The organism is Nocardioides sp. BGA-UO-ETr-FS32 (genome assembly GCF_059567905.1).
On sequence record NZ_JCAQOX010000013.1, the window covers coordinates 652,514 to 673,620 of the forward strand.

A 21,107-nucleotide genomic window follows, 5' to 3' on the forward strand; every position below is an offset into this window, starting at 1 on the left:
GATGGGCACGCCTGACATCGAGTCGCTCGGTCGCACCAGCGACTGGTCCGGCGTACGCGTCGTCGTCGCAGGCTTCGGCGTCTCCGGCTTCGCCGCCGCCGACAACCTGCTCTTCCTCGGCGCGCAGGTGACCGCGCTCGACGAGGCCACCAGCGAGGAGAAGGCCGAGAAGGCCGGTCTCCTCGAGACCCTGGGCGCCACGATCCGGCTCGAGCCGGGCGCCACCGCGGTGCTCCCCGACGGCACCGACCTCGTCATCACCTCTCCGGGGTGGCGCCCCGACGCCCCGCTGCTGGCCCAGGCGGTCGAGCGCGGCGTACCCGTGTGGGGCGAGGTCGAGCTCGCGTGGCGGCTGCGCGACCCCGAGCGGCCCGCGCCCTGGCTGGCCGTCACGGGCACCAACGGCAAGACCACGACCGTGCAGATGCTCCAGTCGATCCTCACCGCGGCCGGCCTGCGCGCCGCCGCGGTCGGCAACGTCGGCCTGCCGATCGTCGAGGTGGTCATGGACCCCGAGCCCTACGACGTCCTCGCCGTCGAGCTGTCCAGCTTCCAGCTGCACTACGCGCACTCGATGTCCGCGGAGTCGGCCGTCGTGCTCAACGTCGCTGAGGACCACCTGGACTGGTACGACGACGACCCCGGGGGACCGACCGGGATGGAGAAGTACGCCTCCGACAAGGCGCGCATCTACGAGCGCGTCCAGCGCGCGTGCGTCTACAACCTCGCCGACCCCGCCACGGAGGCGATGGTCCGCGAGGCCGACGTCGTCGAGGGGGCGCGCGCGGTGGGCTTCACCCTCGGCATGCCGGCGCCCGGCAACCTCGGCGTCGTCGAGGACCTCCTCGTCGACCGCGCCTTCGTCGAGGAGCGCGCGACCAGCGCCGCCGAGCTCTGCACGCTGGGCGACCTCGCCTCGCCCGCGCCCCACTTCGTCGCCAACGCGCTCGCCGCCGCCGCGCTCGCCCGTGCCCACGGCGTCAGCCAGCAGGCCGTGCGCGACGGGCTGCGCGCCTTCCGGCCCGACGGGCACCGCATCGCCCACGTCGCCGAGGCCGACGGCGTCACCTGGGTCGACGACTCCAAGGCCACCAACCCGCACGCCGCCCAGTCCTCGCTCTCGGCCTTCGACGACGTGGTGTGGGTGGCCGGCGGGCTCGCCAAGGGCGCGCGGTTCGACGACCTGGTCGTCGCCGTGCGCGAGCGGCTGCGCGGCGTCGTCCTGCTCGGCCGGGACCGCCACGTCGTGGCCGACGCTCTTTCGCGACACGCGCCCGATGTGCCGGTCATCGATGTGGGCGCCGACGAGACTGGGGACCCGATGGAGCGCGTGGTCGACGCGGCCGCCGGGCTCGCCAGGTCCGGTGACACGGTGTTGCTGGCGCCGGGCTGCGCCTCCATGGACATGTTCACCAACTACGGCGCCCGCGGCGACGCGTTCGCAGCAGCCGTGCACCGCCGGATCGCCCGCACCGACTAGTCACCCAGAGGGGAGCGCGAGGAGTGACCACCGCGAACCCCGAGGACGTGAAGGTCGAGTCCTCCGTCGACGCGCGCGCGTCCCACGCCGCGCCCGTCAAGGTCCGGCCCCCGCTCGGGTCCGGCGTCGTCGGCGCCTGGCAGGGCTTCCGCGCCACCGTCGCCGGCGGCTGGCGGGGCTTCCGCGCCACCGTCGCCGGCGGCTGGCGGGCGCTGCGCGAGGCGGTCGACAAGCCGCTCGCCTCCTACTACCTGCTGCTCGGTGCGTCCGCGCTGCTGCTCACCATCGGCCTGATCATGGTGCTCAGCGCCTCCAGCGTCCGGTCCTACATCGTCTACGACGACTCCTACGCGGTCGTGAAGCGTCAGCTGATGTGGGTGGCCCTGGGCCTGCCCGCCGCCTGGGTCGCCTCCCGCATCCCGGTCCGGCACGTACGCCGCCTGGCCTATCCCGGCTTCCTCGTCGCCCTGGTGCTGCTGGGGCTGGTCGCCCGCTTCGGCGTGGTGATCAACGGCAACAAGAACTGGCTCGCGCTCGGGCCGGTCAACATCCAGCCGGCCGAGATCGCCAAGCTCGCGATCGTGCTGTGGGCCGCCAACATCTACGCCCACAAGGAGCGCCGCCTGCGCGAGCTCCACCACCTCCTGGTGCCCGTGGTCCCCGGACTGTTCGCGGTCATCGCGCTGGTGCTGGTCGGTCGCGACCTCGGCACCGCCCTCGTGCTCGCCGCGATCCTGCTCGGGATGCTGTGGGTGGTCGGCGCGCCACTCAGGCTCTTCGGGCTCAGCCTGTCGGTGCTCGGCGTCGCTGCCGTCGCCCTCGCCGCCACCGACCCCGAGCGGCTCAACCGCATCACGCACTTCACCGACCCGTTCAAGGACTACACCGACGCCGGCTGGCAGCCCGCCCACGGCCTCTACGCCCTGTCCAGCGGCGGGTGGTTCGGCCAGGGCATCGGCGCCTCCACCCAGAAGTGGGGCGACCTGCCCGAGGCCCACACCGACTTCATCTTCGCGGTGCTCGGCGAGGAGCTCGGCCTGGTCGGCACCCTCCTCGTGGTCGCGCTCTTCTTCACGATCGCCTACGCCGCCATCCGGGTCGCGCTCAGCACCCAGGACCCGTTCGTGCGCTACGCCACGTTCGGCATCGTCGTGTGGCTGCTCGGCCAGATGATCATCAACGTCGGCATGGTGATCGCCGTGCTGCCCGTCATCGGCATCCCGCTGCCGATCGTGTCCTACGGCGGCTCGGCCCTGCTGCCCTCACTGGTCGCCCTCGGCCTCCTCATCGGCTTCGCCCGTCGCGAGCCCGAGGCGGCCGCGGCCCTCGCCGCCCGGCGCCGCGACCGGTCCGCGGGCCTCTCCGCTGCTCCGTCCTACGACCGCTCTCGATAGATTCATCCCGATGCGCGTACTCCTCGCCGGCGGCGGCTCCGCCGGCCACACCTCGCCCCTGCTCGCCACGGCCGACGCCCTGCGCCGCCTGGACCCGGCGACGGAGGTCACCTGCCTCGGCACCCGGGAGGGCCTCGAGGCGCGGCTCGTCCCGGAGGCAGGCCTGCCGCTGGAGTTCGTCCCGCGGGTGCCCCTGCCGCGCAGGCCAGGGCCCGACCTGCTCCGTACGCCCACCCGGCTGCGGGCCGCGCGCGCCGCGGCGCTCGAGGTGGTCGACCGCGTGCGCCCCGACGTGGTCGTCGGCTTCGGGGGCTACGTCTCGGTCCCGGCCTACCTCGCAGCCCGTACGCGCCGGCTGCCGATCGTGGTGCACGAGGGCAACGCGATCCCAGGCATCGCCAACAAGCTGGGTGCCCGGATGACGACCCACGTCGCCACGAGCTTCCCCGGCACCGCGCTCCCGCACGCCGTCTGTACCGGCCTGCCGATCCGCCGCCTCATCTCCACCATGGACCGGACCGCGCTGCGTGCCGAGGCGCTGGCGACCTTCGGCCTGCGCGACGACCTGCCGACGCTCCTCGTCACGGGCGGTTCCCAGGGGGCGGCGCGGATCAACGCCGCCGTGTCCGGTGCGGCGCCGGCGCTCGCCGAGGCCGGCGTCCAGGTGCTCCACGTCGTCGGTCCCAAGCACGAGCTGTCGGTCCCCTCGGAAGAGGTGCCCTACGTCGTCGTCCCCTACGTCGACCGCATGGACCTCGCCTACGCCGCGGCCGACGCCGTGCTGTGCCGATCGGGCAGCAACACCGTCACCGAGGTCTCCGGCGTCGGCCTGCCCGCGATCTACGTCCCGCTGCCTATCGGCAACGGCGAGCAGGCGCTCAACGCCCGCCCCGTCGTCGACGCAGGCGGCGGCCTGCTGGTCGCTGATGCCGCCCTCACGCCGGAGTGGGTCGCCGCGAGCGTGCCCGGCCTGCTCACCGACGCGGGCCGGCTCGCCGAGATGGGCGCCGCGGCGACGGGCGTGATCCCGCTGGACGCCGACGACAAGCTCGCCCGGATGGTGCTCGACGCGGGCTCCGATCGGGAGGGGGCCGCCTCGTGAGGATCCCGGTCCCCGACGAGCTGCTGCCGGCCTCCGAGCTGGGCAGGGTCCACTGCGTCGGCATCGGCGGTGCGGGCATCTCCGCCATCGCCCGGATCATGGCTGCGCAGGGCGTGCACGTCACCGGCAGCGACGACCACGACACGCCGTTCCTGCCCGCCCTGCGCGAGCTCGGCGTGACCTGCCACCTCGGCTACGACGCCGCCCACGTCGGCGACGCCGACACGCTGGTCGTCACCACGGCCGCCCGCGACGACAACCCGGAGGTCCTCGAGGCCCGGCGCCGCGGACTGCGGATCCTGCCCCGCTCGGCCGGGCTCTCCGCCGTCATGGCCGGCTCCCGCGTCCTCGCCGTGGCCGGCACGCACGGCAAGACCACGACCACCGGGCTGCTCACCTCCGCGCTGCTCGCAGCCGGAGTCGACCCGTCGTACGCCGTGGGCGGGGTGCTGACCGCCACGGGTCGCAACGCCGACGCCGGCACCGACGACCTCTTCGTCGCCGAGGCCGACGAGAGCGACGGCGCCTTCCTCCACTACCGCCCGTTCGCGGCGATCGTGACCAACGTCGAGGCCGACCACCTCGACAACTGGGGCACCGAGGAGGCCTACCACCGCGCGTTCGAGGAGTTCGCCGACACGATCGACCGCTCCGGCTTCCTGGTCTGCGTGCTCGACGACCCGGGCGCCGCCCAGCTCGCCGCCCGAGCCCGCGCCCAGGGCCTCGACGTGGTCACGGTGGGGGAGTCGGCCGACGCCGACCTCCGCATCGACGACCTCGTGCTCGACGGCTCCACCTCCTCGTGCCGGGTCACGCACCACGGCACCCACCTGGGCGAGCTGCGGTTGCGCATCCCGGGGCGCCACTACGTCCTCGACGCGGTCGCCGCCCTGGCGACGGGCCTGCGCCTCGATCTCCCCTACGACGCGCTCGCGGAGGGGCTCGGTCGCTTCACCGGCACCGGCCGCCGGATGGAGCTCAAGGGCGAGGCGGCGGGGGTGCGCGTCTACGACTCCTACGCCCACCACCCGGTCGAGATCCGCGGCGACCTCGAGGCCGCTCGAGCGCTCGCCGGGGACGGGCGCGTCGTCGCCGCGTTCCAGCCGCACCTGGTCTCCCGCACCCGCATCTTCGGCGAGGCCATGGGCGTCGAGCTCGGTGCCGCCGACGAGGTGGTCGTGCTCGACGTCTACGTCGCCCGCGAGGACCCTGACCCCGCCGTGACCGGGCTCCTCGTCGCCGACGCCGTACCCCTCCCGGCCCAGCACGTGACCTACGTCGACGGGCTGGGTGCAGCCGCACAGGCACTCGCCGAGCGCGCGCGCCCCGGCGACCTCGTCATCACCCTCGGTGCCGGCGACATCACGAGCGTCGGGCCCCAGGTGCTCGAGCTGCTCGGGGGTGCGTGAGTGGAGCAGGGGACCGTCTCCGGCGTCGAGCCGGACACACGGGCCGGGTCGGCCAGGCAGACCCGTACGGCGTCCCGCACCCGGCGCCGCTTCGCGCGACGCCAGTGGGCCCGCCGCTGGCTCTCCCTTCGCTACGTGCTGGCCCTGCTGCTGGTGCTCGCGATCGTCGGCACGGCGGTCCACCTGGTGTTCTTCTCCGCGACGACGCAGGTCACGCGCGTCGAGGTCGTCGGCAACTCCCTGCTGAGCGACGGCCGGGTCCGTGAGATCGCCGACGTGCCGCTCGGGGAGCAGCTCGCGCTGGTCGACCTCGGCCGCGCCGACGCCCGCGTCGGGGCGCTGGCCGAGGTCCGGTCCGTCGACGTCACCCGCACCTGGCCCGACACCGTGCGGATCGAGGTCGCCGAACGCACCGCGGTCGCGGTGGTCGAGCTGGCCGGACGGCTCCGCGGTCTGGACGCGGAGGGCGTCGTCTTCCGGGACTACCAGCGGGTGCCCCAGGGCATGCCGCGCATCCGGCCGGGCTCCGCGGCCGGCACCGACGCGCTGCGGGAGGCCGCGACCGTGGTCTCCGCGCTCCCCGCCGACCTCGCTGCCCGGGTCGACCACGTCGAGGTCACGACCATCGACCAGATCACGCTGGTGATGCGCGACCAGCGCCAGGTGTTGTGGGGGAGCGCGGAGGAGTCCGAGCTGAAGGCCCAGGTCGTCGACCGGCTGCTGGCCGCCCAGAAGGCCTCCTACTACGACGTCAGCGTGCCGGGGAACCCGACCTACCGCCCCTGACTCGCCGTCGCCCCTCCGGCCGGCCTCCGCGAGCGGTGCGGCACGCGCAGAAACCTACGCCACCCACCGACACGCGGCGTGTCCGGCCGGGTTTCGGGTCGAGCGCTGCCTATGGTCTAGCGAAAGGCGAGGTTGACATAACTATAACCCTCAGGTTCACGGTTAGGGTTCCGCAGGCCCGAGGGACAGCAGCAGTCGACCCGCACCCCCTACGTCACACAGACCCACTCAAGGAAGGCCCCGGAGCCGTGGCAGCAGCGCAGAACTACCTGGCGATCATCAAGGTCGTGGGCATCGGTGGCGGCGGCGTCAACGCCGTCAACCGGATGATCGAGGTCGGCCTCAAGGGTGTCGAGTTCATCGCGATCAACACCGACGCCCAGGCACTCCTCATGAGCGACGCCGACGTCAAGCTCGACATCGGTCGCGAGCTCACCCGCGGCCTCGGTGCCGGCGCCAACCCCGAGGTGGGGGCGAAGGCGGCCGAGGACCACGCCGACGAGATCGAGGAGGTCATCAAGGGCGCCGACATGGTGTTCGTGACCGCCGGCGAGGGTGGCGGCACCGGCACCGGCGGCGCGCCCGTGGTGGCCCGCATCGCCCGCTCCCTGGGCGCCCTGACGATCGGCGTCGTGACCCGGCCGTTCGCCTTCGAGGGCCGGCGCCGCGCCAACTCCGCGGAGGAGGGCATCAGCCAGCTCCGCGAGGAGGTCGACACCCTCATCGTCATCCCCAACGACCGGCTGCTGTCGATCACCGACCGCAGCGTGTCCATCCTCGACGCCTTCAAGCAGGCCGACCAGGTGCTGCTCCAGGGTGTCTCGGGCATCACCGACCTGATCACCACCCCGGGCCTGATCAACCTCGACTTCGCCGACGTCAAGTCCGTGATGGCCAATGCCGGCTCCGCCCTCATGGGCATCGGCTCGGCCCGCGGCGAGGACCGTGCGGTCGCGGCCGCCGAGATGGCGGTCTCCAGCCCGCTGCTCGAGGCGAGCATCGAGGGTGCCCACGGCGTCCTGCTCTCCATCGCCGGCGGCTCGGACCTCGGCCTCTTCGAGATCAACGAGGCCGCCGCGCTGGTCTCCCAGGCCGCCCACGCCGAGGCCAACATCATCTTCGGCGCGACCATCGACGACGCGCTGGGCGACGAGGTGCGGGTGACCGTGATCGCGGCCGGCTTCGACGGCGGCATGCCCAAGCGTCGCTCCGACGGCAACGTGCTGCGCCAGGGCCAGCCGGCCCAGACACAGGAGCAGACCCGCGCCGCCGCCCAGCAGCTCGCGACGCAGGCGCCGGCACGCTCCGAGTCGGCGTCGTCCGGCCCGGCGACCACGACCTTCGCGCCGTCGTCGCCCCAGCCGACCCAGCAGCCCGCCCAGCAGTCGGGGCAGCAGTCTGGGCCGTCGCAGTCGAGCCAGCCCGCCCAGCAGCCGGCCCAGTCGCGGCCTGCCCGTCAGGTGCAGTTCGACGACGACGACCTCGACGTGCCCGACTTCCTGAAGTGACCCTGCTCCGCCACCGCGATCGGATCGAAGGCGACCTCGTGATCGAGGTCGCCTTCACCGACGTCTCCCTCAGCCTCGGTGACGCGGCCGAGGACGAGGTGCGGGCGGCCGCGCTGCGCGCCGTCGCGGAGGAGACGGGTGCGACGCCCGTGCTGATGCGCCAGGTGCACGGTGCTCGCGTCGACTTCATCGACGACCGCCGTGCCAGCGGCGCCCTCGTCGGGGACGCGATGATCACCGCGCAGACCGGTGTCGCGCTGCTCGCGCGCGCCGCCGACTGCGTGCCGGTGCTGCTGGCCGACCCCGCCACGGGCTGGATCGCGGCGGTGCACAGTGGGCGTCCCGGTCTCGCGGCCGGCGTCGTCCCTGCAGCGATCACGGCTGTGCGCGAGCGGGGTGGTGACCCGAGCGTCGCGTGGATCGGCCCGCACGTGTGCGGAGCCTGCTACGAGGTGCCCGCCGACCTGCAGGACGAGGTCGCGGCGCTCGTCCCCGAGTCACGCTCCACCACCTCCTGGGGCACTCCCGCCCTCGACCTCGGCGCCGGCGTACGTGCACAGCTCGACGCCGCCGGCATCACCGACGTCCGCGCGGTCGACTCCTGCACGCGCGAGGACCCGTCGTGGCCGTCCCACCGGCGTGACGGAGCCGACGCCACCCGCTTCGCCGGCGTCATCTGGAGCCACCCGTGAGCGGGCGCCAGGGCGAGATCGCCGCCAACCTCGACGCCGTACGCCGGCGCATCCGCGACGCCTGCACGGAGGCCGGCCGACCGGAGGACGACGTCGCGCTCGTCGTGGTCACCAAGTTCTTCCCCGCCTCCGACGTGCGCATCCTCGCCGACCTCGGCGTCACCGACGTGGGGGAGAACCGCCACCAGGAGGCGGAGGCCAAGGCCGCCGAGTGCGCCGACCTCGGGCTGCGGTGGCACTTCATCGGCGGCCTGCAGTCCAACAAGGCGGCCGCCGTCGCGGCGTACGCCGACGTGGTCGAGTCGGTCGACCGCGCCAAGCTCGTGGGCCCGCTCTCGCGTGGCGCCCAGGAGCGTGGGGCGGAGGTCGACGTGCTGCTGCAGGTCAGCCTCGACCCGCCCGGGTCCGACCACCGGTCCGGCGCAGCACCCGCCGACCTGCCCGACCTCGCCCGCCGGGTGGTCGAGGCCGACCTGCTGCGGCTGCGCGGCCTGATGGCTGTCGCGCCGCTGGGGGAGGACCCCCGTACGGCCTTCGCGAGGCTCGCGGACGTGCACCAGGAGCTCGTGCGCGAGCACCCCGGCGCCACCGTGCTGTCCGCGGGGATGAGCGGTGACCTCGAGGCGGCCATCGCGTGCGGTGCGACACACGTGCGTGTCGGCTCCGCGGTCCTCGGTCCGAGGCCTGCGGTCCAGTAATGTCCACAACAGTCAACAGGTGTACCGAACGGTGCACCAGGTCTAGCGGAGGATCTGTCTCATGAGCGGCGCGATGCGCAAGATCGGCGAGTACCTCGGCCTGCTCGAGGACACCGGCCACTACGACGACTACGACGGCGACACCGAGACCACGACGCACGACGCTGTCGACCAGCGCCCCGTCGCGCGGGAGCGTCGCCCAGCCCCAGTGTCCGACCTTGCCGAGCGCCGTCGACCGGCCTCGGTCCAGACGGGAGTCGTGGCCGAGTTGAGCCGCATCACCACCCTGCACCCCCGCAACTACAACGAGGCACGCCTGATCGGTGAGAACTACCGCGACGGCACGCCCGTGATCATGAACCTCAGTGAGATGGACGACAACGATGCCAAGCGCCTCGTCGACTTCGCTGCCGGCCTGATCTTCGCCACCCGAGGCACCATCGAGCGCGTGACCAACAAGGTCTTCCTGCTCTCGCCGCCCAACGTCGCGGTCTCGGCCGAGGACAAGGAGCGGATCGCCGAGGACGGCTTCTTCAACCAGAGCTGACCCATACTCGACTCGTGCAAGCCATCGGCCAGATCCTCTACGTCCTCCTCTTCCTGTTCATCGCGCTCCTGTGGGTGCGGTTCATCGTGGACTGGGTGCAGGTCTTCGCGCGCCAGTGGGAGCCGCGCGGCCCGCTCCTGGTTGCTCTGGAGGGCGTCTACACGACCACGGACCCGCCCATCGTGGCGCTCCGCAAGGTCGTGCCCCCGCTCCGCATCGGCTCGGTCGCGCTCGACCTGAGCTTCCTGCTCGTGATGGTGGGAGCATGGCTGCTGCTCAACGTGGTCGCCACCATCTTCGGGCTCTGAACCATCCGCCACACGGGTCACTGTGCCCCGCGGCTACCCGGGCGCTATTGTCTCCTGACAGCAGAGCCACCGTGATTATCGATCGTGAAAGTTTGGTGAGGTCATGCCGCTGACGCCTGAGGACGTGAGCAACAAGCGCTTTACGCCTGTCCGTCTCCGTGAGGGCTACGACATGGGCGAGGTGGACCAGTTCCTCGACGAGGTCGAGGCCGAGCTCGCCCGGCTGACCAAGGAGAACGACGACCTGCGGTCCAAGCTGTCGGCCGCTCAGTCCGGTGGGGCCTCGGCGCCTGCCGCTGCTCCTGTGTCGTTCGCGCCGACCCCCGAGCCGGAGCCCGAGCCCGAGCCGGAGCCCGTCGCCGCCGCGCCGGTCGCCGCCGCGCCCGTGCAGACGGTGCGGGTGGAGACCGTCGCCGACGCGTCCAACGCCGCAGCCCGCCTGCTCGAGATCGCGACCCGCAACGCCGACGAGCTCGTCGAGGACGCCAAGAACGAGGCCGACCGCATCGTCGGCGCCGCGCGCACCAAGGCCGAGCGCCTCGAGTCCGAGTCGAAGACCAAGGCCGACCGCATGGAGGCCGACGCCCGCCAGCGCTCGCAGATGCTCGACTCCGAGACCGCCGAGCGCCGCCAGCAGATGTTCGGCGACCTGGAGAAGGAGCGCGACAAGCTCAACAGCGACGTCGAGACCCTCCGCCAGTTCGAGCGCGAGTACCGCTCCCGCCTGAAGACCTACTTCACGCAGCAGCTGGAGGCGCTCAACAACGGCAGCGAGACGCAGGCGCCCGTCGAGAGCGGCAACGCGCCCAAGCGCCTGCGCTCCGTGCTCGGCGACGACGAGGGCTGATCCCTCCGCGCTGTGCGCCCCGGCCTTCGAACAGGCCTCTGAAAAGCGAGAACGACCGCCCCTACGGGTGGTCGTTCTCGCATTTCGGCGAGCCGCTGTTGGTTCGTCAGGCGGCAGCGGCTAGCCTCCCTGCCACCGTGTGGTTCCTGCCACACCCGACGCATGCTGGAGGCCCTCGGAGATGGCTGGCACCACGCGCAAGTCCCTGGCCGGTACGGCCGCCGCCGCTGCGAAGCGCGTGATCGGCCGCCGCGGAGCCGCCAAGGACGCGCCGGCTGCGACGTCGCCTGCGAAGAAGTCGGCAGCGAAGAAGGCCGCTCCGGCCACGAAGGGCGCAGCCAAGAAGGCCGCGCCGGCCAAGAAGGCCACGCCGGCGAAGAAGACCGCAGCCAAGAAGGCCGCTCCGGCGAAGAAGGCCGCCGCCAAGAAGGCGACCGCTCCGGCGAAGAAGGCCGCAGCCAAGAAGACCGCGCCCGCGAAGAAGGCCGCAGCCAAGAAGACCGCGCCCGCGAAGAAGGCCGCAGCCAAGAAGACCGCGCCCGCCAAGAAGACCGCAACGAAGACCGCCACCCCTACCAAGAAAGCTGCGCCCGTGACGAAGGCCGCCCCGACGCCCGCCAAGAAGGCCGCGCCGGCGAAGAAGGCACGCAAGGCCACCCCCTCCACCCTCGTGGTCCTCGACGGCGAGGACGCCTGGACCCGCGCCGAGCTCAACGAGGTCGTCAAGGAGCTCAAGGAGCACCAGGACCGCCTCACGACGATCGTCGGCCAGTCCGAGCAGGAGCTCGCGGGGCTGATGCGCGATGCCGGCGACGGCGCCGGTCAGGACCAGGCCGACGTCGGGGCGACCAGCTTCGAGCGCGACCACGAGCTCACCGTGCTCGCCAAGGAGCGCGAGACGCTGGAGCAGATCAGCCGTGCGCTGTCGCACATCGACGACGGCACCTACGGCGTGTGCGACTCCTGCGGCAACCCCATCGGCAAGAATCGGTTGATGGCGGTGCCCCATGCCACACTGTGCATGTCATGCAAGCAGCGCGAGGAGCGTCGCTGAACCCCAGCGACCAGGCCGATTCCGTCCCTGCCCGCCGGCGCGTCGACGCGCGGCTGGTCTTCGCTGGCGTGGCCCTGCTGGCGTACTCCCTGGACCTCGCCACGAAGCAGTGGGCGCTGTCCGCGCTGGCGGACGGTGACATCCCGGTCCTCGGCGACTGGTTCACCTTCCACCTGACGTTCAACCCGGGTGCGGCCTTCAGCACCGGGACGGACTTCACGATCGTCTTCACCGCGCTCGCCATGGTCGCCGTGGTGGTCGTCCTGTGGCTGAGCCGTCGGATCGCCAGCACGGGCTGGGCGCTCGCCCTCGGCATCCTGCTCGGTGGCGTGGGGGGCAACCTCACCGACCGGATCGTGCGCCCGCCCGAGCCGTTCCACGGGCACGTGGTCGACTTCCTGATGCTGCCCAACTGGCCGGTGTTCAACATCGCCGACATCTGCATCAACGTCGCGGCTGGGCTGATCATCCTGCAGACCTTCCGGGGCATCAACCTCGACGGCACCCGCGACGACTCCGCCGGCAAGGACCGCGAGCGGCCTGAGGCCCAGCCCGGGTCCGAGCCCGGCTCCGGGTCGGTGGCGTGAGCACCCGAGCCGAGCAGCGCACCGTCTTCGTGCCCGACGGGCTGGCCGGTGAGCGCGTCGACGCCGCGATGGCGCGCATGTTCGGGTTCTCGCGCACCAAGGCGGCCGACCTGATCTCCCAGGGCCTCGTCCACGTCGACGGCACGGCCGTCGGCAAGAGCGACCGGGTCCACGGGGGCGCGATGCTCGATGTCACCATCCCCGCCGAGACCGACCCGCTCGAGGTCGTGCCGGAGATCGTCGAGGGGATCCGGATCATCCACGACGACGACGCCATCGTGGTGATCGACAAGCCCGTCGGTGTCGCCGTGCACCCCTCGCCCGGCTGGAGCGGGCCGACGGTCGTCGGCCACCTCGCGGGCGCCGGTTTCCGGATCTCGACCAGCGGCGCGAGCGAGCGGCAGGGCATCGTCCAGCGCCTCGACGTCGGCACCAGCGGCGTGATGGTGATCTGCAAGTCCGAGCGCGCCTACTCCGTGCTCAAGAACGCCTTCCGCCACCGCACGGTCGACAAGACCTACCACGCGCTCGTCCAGGGGCACCCCGACCCGCTCTCCGGCACGGTGGACGCCCCGATCGGCCGGCACCCGCACCACGACTACAAGTTCGCCGTCATGGCCGACGGGCGGCACAGCATCACCCACTACGAGACGCTCGAGGCGCACCGCTTCGCCAGCCTGCTCGAGGTCCACCTCGAGACGGGCCGCACCCACCAGATCCGCGTGCACATGAGTGCGCTCAAGCACCCGTGCGTCGGCGACCTGACCTACGGCGCCGACCCGACGCTCGCCGCGCGGCTCGGCCTCCAGCGGCAGTGGCTGCACGCCATGCGGCTCGGCTTCGAGCACCCCGAGACCGGCGAGCAGGTCAGCTACGAGTCCACCTACCCCGACGACCTCGCGCACGCGCTCGACGTCATCCGGGACGAACGCTGACGAGATGAGCACCGACGCGATGCACACCGACGTCGAGCTCCGCCCGGCCTCCGAGGAGGACCTGGCCTCGATCGCCGACGTCCACCTCGTTGCCCGCGCGGGCGCCGGCCCGGCGTTCCCGCCGAGCATCCACAGCGACGACGAGGCCCGGGCGTGGGTGGCCGACTGGGACCTGGCGGCGTACGACGTGTGCGTGGCCGTCCTCGACGGCCGGGTGGTGGGCTACACCCGCGCCACCACGACGTGGCTCGACGACCTCTACGTGCTGCCCGACGCGCAGGGCCGCGGCGTCGGCAGCCTCCTCCTGGCCCGTGTTCTGGCCCTGCACCCCGACGGCATCGGGCTGTGGGTGTTCGAGTCCAACCGACCCGCCCGGGAGTTCTACGCTCGGCACGGCTTCGTGTCCTTGGAGCGCACCGACGGCTCGGCCAACGAGGAGCGGGCGCCCGACATCCGACTCGTGTGGCCCGGTGCTGACGCCCTGGCCTGCTTCCGCTCGATGATCGACGACGTCGACCTGGCGCTCGGCGACGTGCTCGCCCGGCGTACGGCGCTGACCCGCGCGATCCAGGCGGTCAAGCCCTCGGGCGAGCGGGACCCCCGCCGGGAGGCGGAGATCGTCGCCCGGGTGGCCGCGGTGGTGCCCGACCTCGGTGTCGAGCGGGTCGCGCGGATCGTCGACGTGATCATCACCGAGTCCCTCGACGCCGCCGACAGTGGAGCCGCCGTCCGCTAGGACCGGCCGTACGCTCCACTGTCCGGGTCTTCGAGCCGGCCGCCGGGCAGGATGGGCGCCATGCTGCTCCATGACGACGTGATCGAGGAGTACCGCGACTTCGCGACGTACGCCGCGGGCGACTCGCCGTGCTTCGAGGAGTGGGCGCTCGGCGTCGTCGGTGACGAGGAGGTGCTCGAGTGGCTCGGCACCCTGCCGTCGATCAAGCGCCAGCCCAACCTGGTCTTCGCCGCCGCGCGCTGGCACGGCGCGCCCGCCCCGGGCCCGTACGAGGGGTTGCGCCGCGTGCTGCGCGAGCAGGAGCCGGCGGTCCGCGAGACCGTCATGACGCGGGCGACCCAGACCAACGAGGCGGGACGGCTGGCCACGCTGGCCCCCGTGCTCGGCCTCGTCGAGGGGCCGCTCGCACTGGTGGAGGTGGGCGCCAGCGCGGGCCTGTGCCTCTTCCCCGACCGGTACGACTACGACTGGCCGACCGTAGGCTCGCTGCTCGGGAGCGGTGGTCCGCTGCTGACCGCGCGGGCCACGGGCCCGCTGCCGGTGCCGACCGCCCACGTCGACGTCGTCTGGCGCGGCGGTGTCGACCTCAACCCCCTCGACGTGACCGACCACGACGCGACGGCGTGGCTGGAGACCCTCGTCTGGCCCGAGCAGGACGAGCGGCGCGACCGGCTACGCGCGGCGATCGAGGTGGCCCGCGCCGAGCCGCCGGCGTTGCGGTGCGGGGACCTGTTCGACCACCTTCCGGGCCTGCTGGACGAGGCGGCTCCCCACGGCACCCCGGTGGTGTTCCACTCCGCCGTGGTCGCCTACCTCGAGGAGTCGGATCGGGAGCGGTTCCACGACCTCATGACGGGGCTCGTGGCCGCCGGCAGGTGCCGCTGGATCAGCAACGAGGGCAGGCGCGTGCTGCCCCGGGTCACCGGCGACCGCGACGTCCCGTCGGGGCGTTTCGTGACCGCGTTGGACGGCGTCCCGGTGGCGTACGCCCACGGCCACGGCCACGCGATCGACTGGCTGTGAGCACCTCGGACGCGGCGTGTGTCCTGTCGGTGGGGCCGGGCAGACTGACGTAGGCTTGCTGCTCTTCCCCCCTTCCCGAACTGCGTGGCCCCGCTGAGCAGTCAGCACCCTCGTACGACCCTTGTCAGCGACCCACGAAAGGCGCGGAAGTCACCTCCATGTCGGCCGGCTCCTCCACCAGCTCCGCGGACAGCTTCGTGCACCTGCACGTGCACACCGAGTACTCCATGCTCGACGGGGCGTCGCTGCTCGACGGCCTGTTCAGCCGCACGAGCGACCTCGGCATGCCGGCGATCGCGATGACCGACCACGGCAACCTGCACGGCGCTTACGACTTCTACTCCAAGGCGCGCAAGCACGGCGTGAAGCCGATCATCGGCATCGAGGCCTACATCACCCCCGGCACCCAGCGTGGCGAGCGCCGCCGGGTCCGGTGGGGGCAGGGTGACCTGGCCGAGGAGGGCGGCAACGACGTCGCCGGCGGCGGCGCCTACACCCACATGACGATGTGGGCCGAGACCACCGAGGGCATGCACAACCTGTTCCGGCTGTCCTCGCGCTCGAGCCTCGAGGGCTACTACTTCAAGCCCCGGATGGACAAGGAGATCCTCGCCGAGCACAGCAAGGGGCTGATCGTCAGCACCGGCTGCCCCAGCGGCGCGATCCAGACCCGGCTGCGCCTGGGCCAGTACGACGAGGCGGTCCGCGAGGCCGCCGAGCTCCAGGACATCTTCGGCCGCGACAACGTCTTCCTCGAGCTGATGGACCACGGCATCGACATCGAGAAGCGCGTCCGCGACGACCTGCTGCGCCTCGGCAAGCAGATGGGCCTCCCGCCCATCGCCACCAACGACTCCCACTACAACAACCCCGAGGACGCCGCCGCCCACGACGCACTCATCTGCGTCGCGTCGGGCAAGCGACTCTCCGACACCAACCGGCTCAAGTTCGACGGCGGCGGCTACTACATCAAGTCGGCCGCCGAGATGCGCGAGCTGTGGGCAGACCGCTTCGGGATGCCCGAGGCGTGCGACAACACCCTCGCGATCGCCGAACGCTGCGAGGTCGAGTTCACCGAGTCCACCGGCGGCTACATGGCGCGCGCCGACGTGCCGGCCGGCGAGACCGAGGAGTCGTGGTTCCGCAAGGAGGTCTGGCGCGGCATCGAGGCCCGCTACCCCGGCGAGCAGACGACCCAGGAGGTCCGCGAGCGGGTCGAGATGGAGCTCGCGATCATCTCCCAGAAGGGCTACTGCGGCTACTACCTCGTGGTCGCCGACTTCATCAACTGGGCCAAGGACAACGGCATCCGCGTCGGTCCCGGTCGCGGGTCCGGTGCGGGCTCGATCGCGGCCTACGCGCTGCGCATCACCGACCTGTGCCCGCTCGAGCACGGCCTGTTCTTCGAGCGGTTCCTCAACCCCGAGCGACCGTCGATGCCCGACTTCGACATCGACTTCGACGACGCCCGCCGCGGCGAGGTCATCCACTACGTCAGCGAGAAGTACGGCGCCGACCGCGTCGCCCAGATCGCGACGTTCGGACGGCTCAAGGCCAAGGCCGCGATCAAGGACGCCGCTCGCGTCCTCGACCACGGCTTCGCGATCGGCGACCGGATCACCAAGGCCTACCCGGCCGACGTGATGGGCAAGGGTGTCGCGCTCAAGGACATCTTCAACGCCGACCACAAGCGCTACAACGACGGCGGGGAGTTCCGCGCGCTGCACGGACAGGACCCCGACGTCCGGACGATCTACGAGACCGCCGTCGGCCTCGAGGGCCAGATCCGCAACTGGGGCGTGCACGCCGCCGGCGTGATCATGTCGAGCGAGCCGCTCATCGACATCGTGCCGATCATGGCCCGGCCGCAGGACGGCGCGGTCATCACCCAGTTCGACTACCCGATGTGCGAGTCGCTCGGCCTGGTCAAGATGGACTTCCTCGGCCTGTCCAACCTCCGCATCCTCGACGACGCGATCGCCAACATCGAGGTCAACCGGGGCGAGAAGGTCGTCCTGGAGGAGCTGGGCTTCGAGGACCGCGCGACCTACGAGCTGATGGGCCGCGGTGACACGCTCGGCGTCTTCCAGCTCGACGGCTCGGGCATGCGGTCGCTGCTCCGCTCGCTGCAGCCCGACGCGTTCGCCGACATCACGGCCGTCAGCGCGCTCTACCGCCCCGGCCCGATGGGCGCCGACTCGCACAACAAGTACGCCCGCCGCAAGAACGGCCGCGAGGCGATCGAGCCGATCCACCCGGCGCTCGCCGAGGCGCTCGAGCCGGTGCTGGGGGAGACCTACGGCCTGATCGTCTACCAGGAGCAGGTGATGGCGATCGCGCAGGTGCTCGCCGGCTTCACCCTGGGCGCCGCCGACAACCTGCGCCGCGCGATGGGCAAGAAGAAGAAGGAGGAGCTCGACAAGCAGTACGCCGGGTTCCAGGCCGGCATGCTCGAGCGGGGCTTCCCGCAGGTCGCGATCGACAAGCTGTGGGAGATCCTGCTCCCGTTCTCCGACTACGCCTTCAACAAGTCGCACTCCGCGGCCTACGGCGTCATCACCTACTGGACCGCCTACCTCAAGGCCAACTACCGCACCGAGTACATGGCGGCGCTCCTCACGTCCGTGAAGGACGACAAGGACAAGATGGCGATCTACCTCAACGAGTGCCGCCGGATGAAGATCCAGGTCCTGCCACCCGACGTCAACGAGTCCCACGCCGACTTCACCCCGGTCGGCAACGACATCCGCTTCGGCCTCACCGCCGTGCGCAACGTCGGCCACAACGTCGTCGCCGGCATCGTGGCCGCCCGCGAGGAGAAGGGCCGCTACGCCGACTTCAACGACTTCATGGAGAAGGTCCCCGCCCTCGTCTGCAACAAGCGGGTCGTGGAGTCGCTGATCAAGGCCGGCGCGTTCGACGACATGAAGCACAAGCGCCGCGCGCTCGCCGCGGTCCACGAGACGGCCGTCGACCAGTTCGTCGACCTCAAGAAGAACGAGGCGATCGGGCAGGACTCGCTCTTCGGCGGCCTCGGCGACGGTGACGACGACGCGGGCTTCGGGGTCAGCGTGACCATCCCCGACATCGACGACTGGGACAAGATGACCCTGCTCGGCCACGAGCGGGAGATGCTCGGGCTCTACGTCTCCGACCACCCGCTCCTCGGCCTCGAGCACGTGCTGTCCCAGGGCACCGACTGCACCATCGGCCAGCTCCTGCTCGACGAGGAGCGTGCCCACAACTCCACCCTCACCGTCAGCGGCCTCATCACCTCGGTCTCGCGCAAGATCACCAAGCGGGGCGATCCGTGGGCCACGATCACCCTCGAGGACCTCGACGGCGCGATCGACGTGCTGCTGTTCCCCAGTGCCTACACGCTGGCCTCGACCCTGCTCGTCGAGGACAACATCGTCCGGATCAAGGGCCAGCTCTCGCGCGACAAGGACCAGCCCGAGCTGCGCGCGCAGGAGGTCACCGCGCCCGACCTCACCCAGGGCCCGGCCGGCCCGGTCGTGATCAGCCTGCCGTCGACCCGGTGCACACCGCCGGTCGTGGCCCAGCTCCGCGACGTCCTCGGCACGCACCCCGGCATGACCGAGGTCCAGCTGCGGCTGCTGACCCGGAGCTCGACCAAGGTGCTGCGCCTCGACGACAACCTGAGGGTCAGCCCGAGCCCGGCGCTGTTCGCCGACCTCAAGCAGCTCCTCGGCCCCGGGTGCCTGACGGGATGAGCGAGCCCGCCACGCGACAGTCCTCACCGGTGCGACGGGTGGTGTCCGTGCTCGTGCTGTTCGCCGCCGGCGGCGCCGCGGGCGGTGTGCTGTGGGAGCGGCTGTGGCAGGCGCCGACGGGCCTGGCCTACCAGGGCACCTGGTACCTCGAGCCGGCCGGACCGGACTTCTCCTTCGAGGCGATCGCGCTGTTCGTCGTGATCGCCTTCCCGCTCGGACTGGTGCTCGCGGTCCTGGCCGGGATGTGGCGGGGCCACGAGACCGCGACGCTGGTCAGCGTGCTCGTCGGTGCGGGCGCCGCAGCCTTCGTGATGTACGCCGTGGGTCACGCGCTCGGCCCGGGCGACCCGCAGGCCCTGGCTGCCGGGCAACCCGACTACACGCCGCTGCCCGGAGACCTCGGTCTGACCGCTCCCGACCAGGGTCGGGTGCCCTGGCACTCGACCGCCCTGCTCGCGCTGCCGGCCGGCGCGATGACTGGTCTGGTCGGCACCTACCTCTTGGGAAGTCGAGGGTTCGTCCGGCGTCCGCGTGGGTAGGCTTTGCACGCCCGCACAGGGCAGTCCCGGCGCCCGCCGGGAACCGTGCAACGGGGGAGCAGAACCAAATGAGCATGACACCGGGTGGTCCGACCAACGGCCCCGAGTACCTCGACGGATCGGGGCCGGTCGAGGCCGCGCCGTCCAACGACAACAAGAAGCGCCTCATCGCGCTCGGCGCCATCGTCGCCGGCGGTGCCGTGGTCGCGGGCGGTGCCTGGGCCGCCACCAGCTTCTTCGCCACCGGCTCACAGCCGGCCGAGGCCCTGCCCGACTCGACGGTCGCCTACTTCAGCGTCGACCTCGACCCGAGCGGCGGCCAGAAGATCGAGGCCATCAAGACCCTGCGCAAGTTCCCCGGGTTCGCCGACAACGTCGACCTCGAGACCGACGACGACCTGCGCGAGCGGCTGTTCGAGGAGGTCCTCAAGTCAAGTGCGTGTGAAGGCATCGACTACGCCGACGACGTCAAGCCGTGGCTCGGCTCGCGGGCTGCGATGGCCGCCGTCGATCTCGGTGAGGACGAGCCGGCTCCCGTCGGGGTGATCCAGGTGACCGATGCAGGCAAGGCCGAGGACGGCGTGGCCCGGCTGGTCGAGACCTGCGGCGCAGAGACCGATGGGGACGCCGGGGGCTGGGTCGTCGACGGCGACTGGATGGTCGTGGCCGAGACCAAGGAGATCGCCCAGCAGGTCGTCGACGCCGCGGACGGGTCCTCGCTGGCCGCCGACTCCTCCTTCGCGCAGTGGACCGGCGAGGCGGGCGACGACGGCTTCATGTCGGTGTACGTCGCCAAGGGCGTCACCAAGTACGTCGAGGACCTCGGCGGCATGGGCATGATGGGCATGCCCGGGGCCCTCGGCGCGGAGCCCGGCGCCATGAGCGAGACCGAGGAGGTCCCCGAGGAGCTCCAGCAGATGATCAACGACTTCGACGGCGCGGCCGCCACCGTCCGCTTCGCCGACGGCGCGGTCGAGGTCGAGTACGCCATGTCCAACTACAACAAGGACCTCACCCGCTACATCGAGAGCGAGGAGGGCGTCGAGATGATCTCCAGCCTTCCGGAGGACACGGTCGCAGCGTTCGGCTTCGCCCTCGAGGAGGGCTGGGCGCAGGGGCTGCTCGACTACGTCAAGACCCTCGCGCCCGACGAGTCGGCGTCCATCGACGAGCAGCTCGCCCAGTTCGAGTCCGAGACCGGCCTCGCCTTCCCCGAGGACGTCGAGACGCTGCTCGGCGACGGCGTGACCGTGTCGATGGGCGGCGGGCTCGACCCCGACGCCGTCGCCAACGGTGGGCCGGGCGAGGTGCCGGCCGGCATCCGCATCAAGGGTGACGCCGACGAGATCCAGGCCGTGCTCGACAAGATCAGCGCCCAGGCCGGGCCCGAGGCCGCCGAGTACCTCCAGGTCACCGAGGGCGACGGCTACGCCGTGCTCGCCCTCGCGGACGACTACCGCGGGGCGCTGGAGGGCGGGGGCAGCCTCGGCGACAGCGCGACCTACTCCGAGGTCGTGGACGCCGACGAGGCCCAGTCGGTGATGTTCGTCAACTTCAACGCCGACGACGACTGGCTCGTGCGCCTCACCGAGGACATGCCCGAGGTGAGCGAGAACCTCGAGCCGCTGGCCGCGTTCGGGTTCAGCACCTGGGTCGACGACGAGGTCGTCCACGGCCTCATGAAGGTCACGACCGACTGACCGCGGTCGGCCGGGACACCCGCCGCCG

At 71.7% G+C, this 21,107-nt stretch carries 19 protein-coding genes; all 19 read left to right on the forward strand.

The genetic code is table 11. The annotated features are described in order from the left end of the window. The first annotated feature begins 1 nt into the window (after position 1). The 19 genes from murD to AC57BS_RS08420 all read left to right on the forward strand — a co-directional run bounded on the left by murD (position 2) and on the right by AC57BS_RS08420 (position 21,079). Positions 2-1,480, forward strand: a complete 1,479-nt coding sequence (gene murD, locus AC57BS_RS08330; protein WP_496410959.1) for a UDP-N-acetylmuramoyl-L-alanine--D-glutamate ligase — start codon at positions 2-4, stop codon at positions 1,478-1,480. Positions 1,481-1,503: 23 nt separating this feature from the next. Next, positions 1,504-2,874 carry a putative lipid II flippase FtsW gene (ftsW, locus tag AC57BS_RS08335; RefSeq protein ID WP_496410960.1) on the forward strand — a complete coding sequence of 457 codons (1,371 nt, stop codon included), beginning with the start codon at positions 1,504-1,506 and terminating at the stop codon, positions 2,872-2,874. 10 nt (positions 2,875-2,884) lie between these two features. Further along, a complete protein-coding gene (murG, locus tag AC57BS_RS08340; protein WP_496410961.1) occupies positions 2,885-3,976 on the forward strand; it encodes an undecaprenyldiphospho-muramoylpentapeptide beta-N-acetylglucosaminyltransferase in 1,092 nt (363 codons plus the stop codon). After that, complete coding sequence (gene murC, locus AC57BS_RS08345) at positions 3,973-5,385, forward strand: UDP-N-acetylmuramate--L-alanine ligase (protein ID WP_496410962.1); 1,413 nt, start codon at positions 3,973-3,975, stop codon at positions 5,383-5,385. The genes murG and murC overlap by 4 nt, the downstream gene beginning before the upstream one ends. Further along, on the forward strand, positions 5,386-6,171 hold the full coding sequence (locus AC57BS_RS08350; protein ID WP_496410963.1) for a cell division protein FtsQ/DivIB: 786 nt from the start codon (positions 5,386-5,388) through the stop codon (positions 6,169-6,171). 248 nt (positions 6,172-6,419) lie between these two features. Continuing rightward, the gene (gene ftsZ / locus AC57BS_RS08355) at positions 6,420-7,679 is read left to right on the forward strand and encodes a cell division protein FtsZ (protein ID WP_496410964.1); all 1,260 of its coding nucleotides are present in this window, start codon (positions 6,420-6,422) and stop codon (positions 7,677-7,679) included. Continuing rightward, positions 7,676-8,371 (forward strand): purine nucleoside phosphorylase YfiH/LACC1 family protein, encoded by a 696-nt coding sequence (locus AC57BS_RS08360; RefSeq protein WP_496410965.1) that lies wholly within the window; start codon positions 7,676-7,678, stop codon positions 8,369-8,371. Before ftsZ ends, AC57BS_RS08360 begins: the two co-directional genes overlap by 4 nt. Beyond that, the gene (locus AC57BS_RS08365) at positions 8,368-9,069 is read left to right on the forward strand and encodes a YggS family pyridoxal phosphate-dependent enzyme (protein WP_496410966.1); all 702 of its coding nucleotides are present in this window, start codon (positions 8,368-8,370) and stop codon (positions 9,067-9,069) included. The genes AC57BS_RS08360 and AC57BS_RS08365 overlap by 4 nt, the downstream gene beginning before the upstream one ends. Before the next feature lie 61 nt (positions 9,070-9,130). Then, on the forward strand, positions 9,131-9,616 hold the full coding sequence (locus AC57BS_RS08370; protein ID WP_496410967.1) for a cell division protein SepF: 486 nt from the start codon (positions 9,131-9,133) through the stop codon (positions 9,614-9,616). A 14-nt stretch (positions 9,617-9,630) separates the two neighbouring features. Next, positions 9,631-9,924, forward strand: coding sequence for a YggT family protein (locus AC57BS_RS08375; RefSeq protein ID WP_129455097.1), 294 nt, complete (start codon positions 9,631-9,633; stop codon positions 9,922-9,924). A gap of 103 nt (positions 9,925-10,027) precedes the next feature. Further along, a complete protein-coding gene (locus AC57BS_RS08380; protein ID WP_496410968.1) occupies positions 10,028-10,771 on the forward strand; it encodes a DivIVA domain-containing protein in 744 nt (247 codons plus the stop codon). A 181-nt stretch (positions 10,772-10,952) separates the two neighbouring features. Further along, positions 10,953-11,825 (forward strand): TraR/DksA family transcriptional regulator, encoded by an 873-nt coding sequence (locus tag AC57BS_RS08385; RefSeq protein ID WP_496410969.1) that lies wholly within the window; start codon positions 10,953-10,955, stop codon positions 11,823-11,825. Continuing rightward, positions 11,798-12,412, forward strand: coding sequence for a signal peptidase II (lspA, locus tag AC57BS_RS08390; RefSeq protein ID WP_496410970.1), 615 nt, complete (start codon positions 11,798-11,800; stop codon positions 12,410-12,412). The genes AC57BS_RS08385 and lspA overlap by 28 nt, the downstream gene beginning before the upstream one ends. Beyond that, positions 12,409-13,347, forward strand: coding sequence for an RluA family pseudouridine synthase (locus AC57BS_RS08395; RefSeq protein ID WP_496410971.1), 939 nt, complete (start codon positions 12,409-12,411; stop codon positions 13,345-13,347). Before lspA ends, AC57BS_RS08395 begins: the two co-directional genes overlap by 4 nt. Before the next feature lie 4 nt (positions 13,348-13,351). Beyond that, entirely contained in the window at positions 13,352-14,083 is a 732-nt protein-coding gene (locus AC57BS_RS08400; RefSeq protein ID WP_496410972.1) for a GNAT family N-acetyltransferase, read from the forward strand. A 60-nt stretch (positions 14,084-14,143) separates the two neighbouring features. Beyond that, positions 14,144-15,106, forward strand: coding sequence for a DUF2332 domain-containing protein (locus AC57BS_RS08405; RefSeq protein WP_496410973.1), 963 nt, complete (start codon positions 14,144-14,146; stop codon positions 15,104-15,106). A gap of 158 nt (positions 15,107-15,264) precedes the next feature. Then, positions 15,265-18,840, forward strand: coding sequence for a DNA polymerase III subunit alpha (gene dnaE / locus AC57BS_RS08410; RefSeq protein WP_496410974.1), 3,576 nt, complete (start codon positions 15,265-15,267; stop codon positions 18,838-18,840). Continuing rightward, the gene (locus AC57BS_RS08415) at positions 18,837-19,379 is read left to right on the forward strand and encodes a hypothetical protein (RefSeq protein WP_496410975.1); all 543 of its coding nucleotides are present in this window, start codon (positions 18,837-18,839) and stop codon (positions 19,377-19,379) included. The genes dnaE and AC57BS_RS08415 overlap by 4 nt, the downstream gene beginning before the upstream one ends. A 68-nt stretch (positions 19,380-19,447) precedes the next feature. Next, a complete protein-coding gene (locus tag AC57BS_RS08420; RefSeq protein ID WP_496410976.1) occupies positions 19,448-21,079 on the forward strand; it encodes a DUF3352 domain-containing protein in 1,632 nt (543 codons plus the stop codon). The last annotated feature ends 28 nt before the right edge of the window (positions 21,080-21,107 follow it).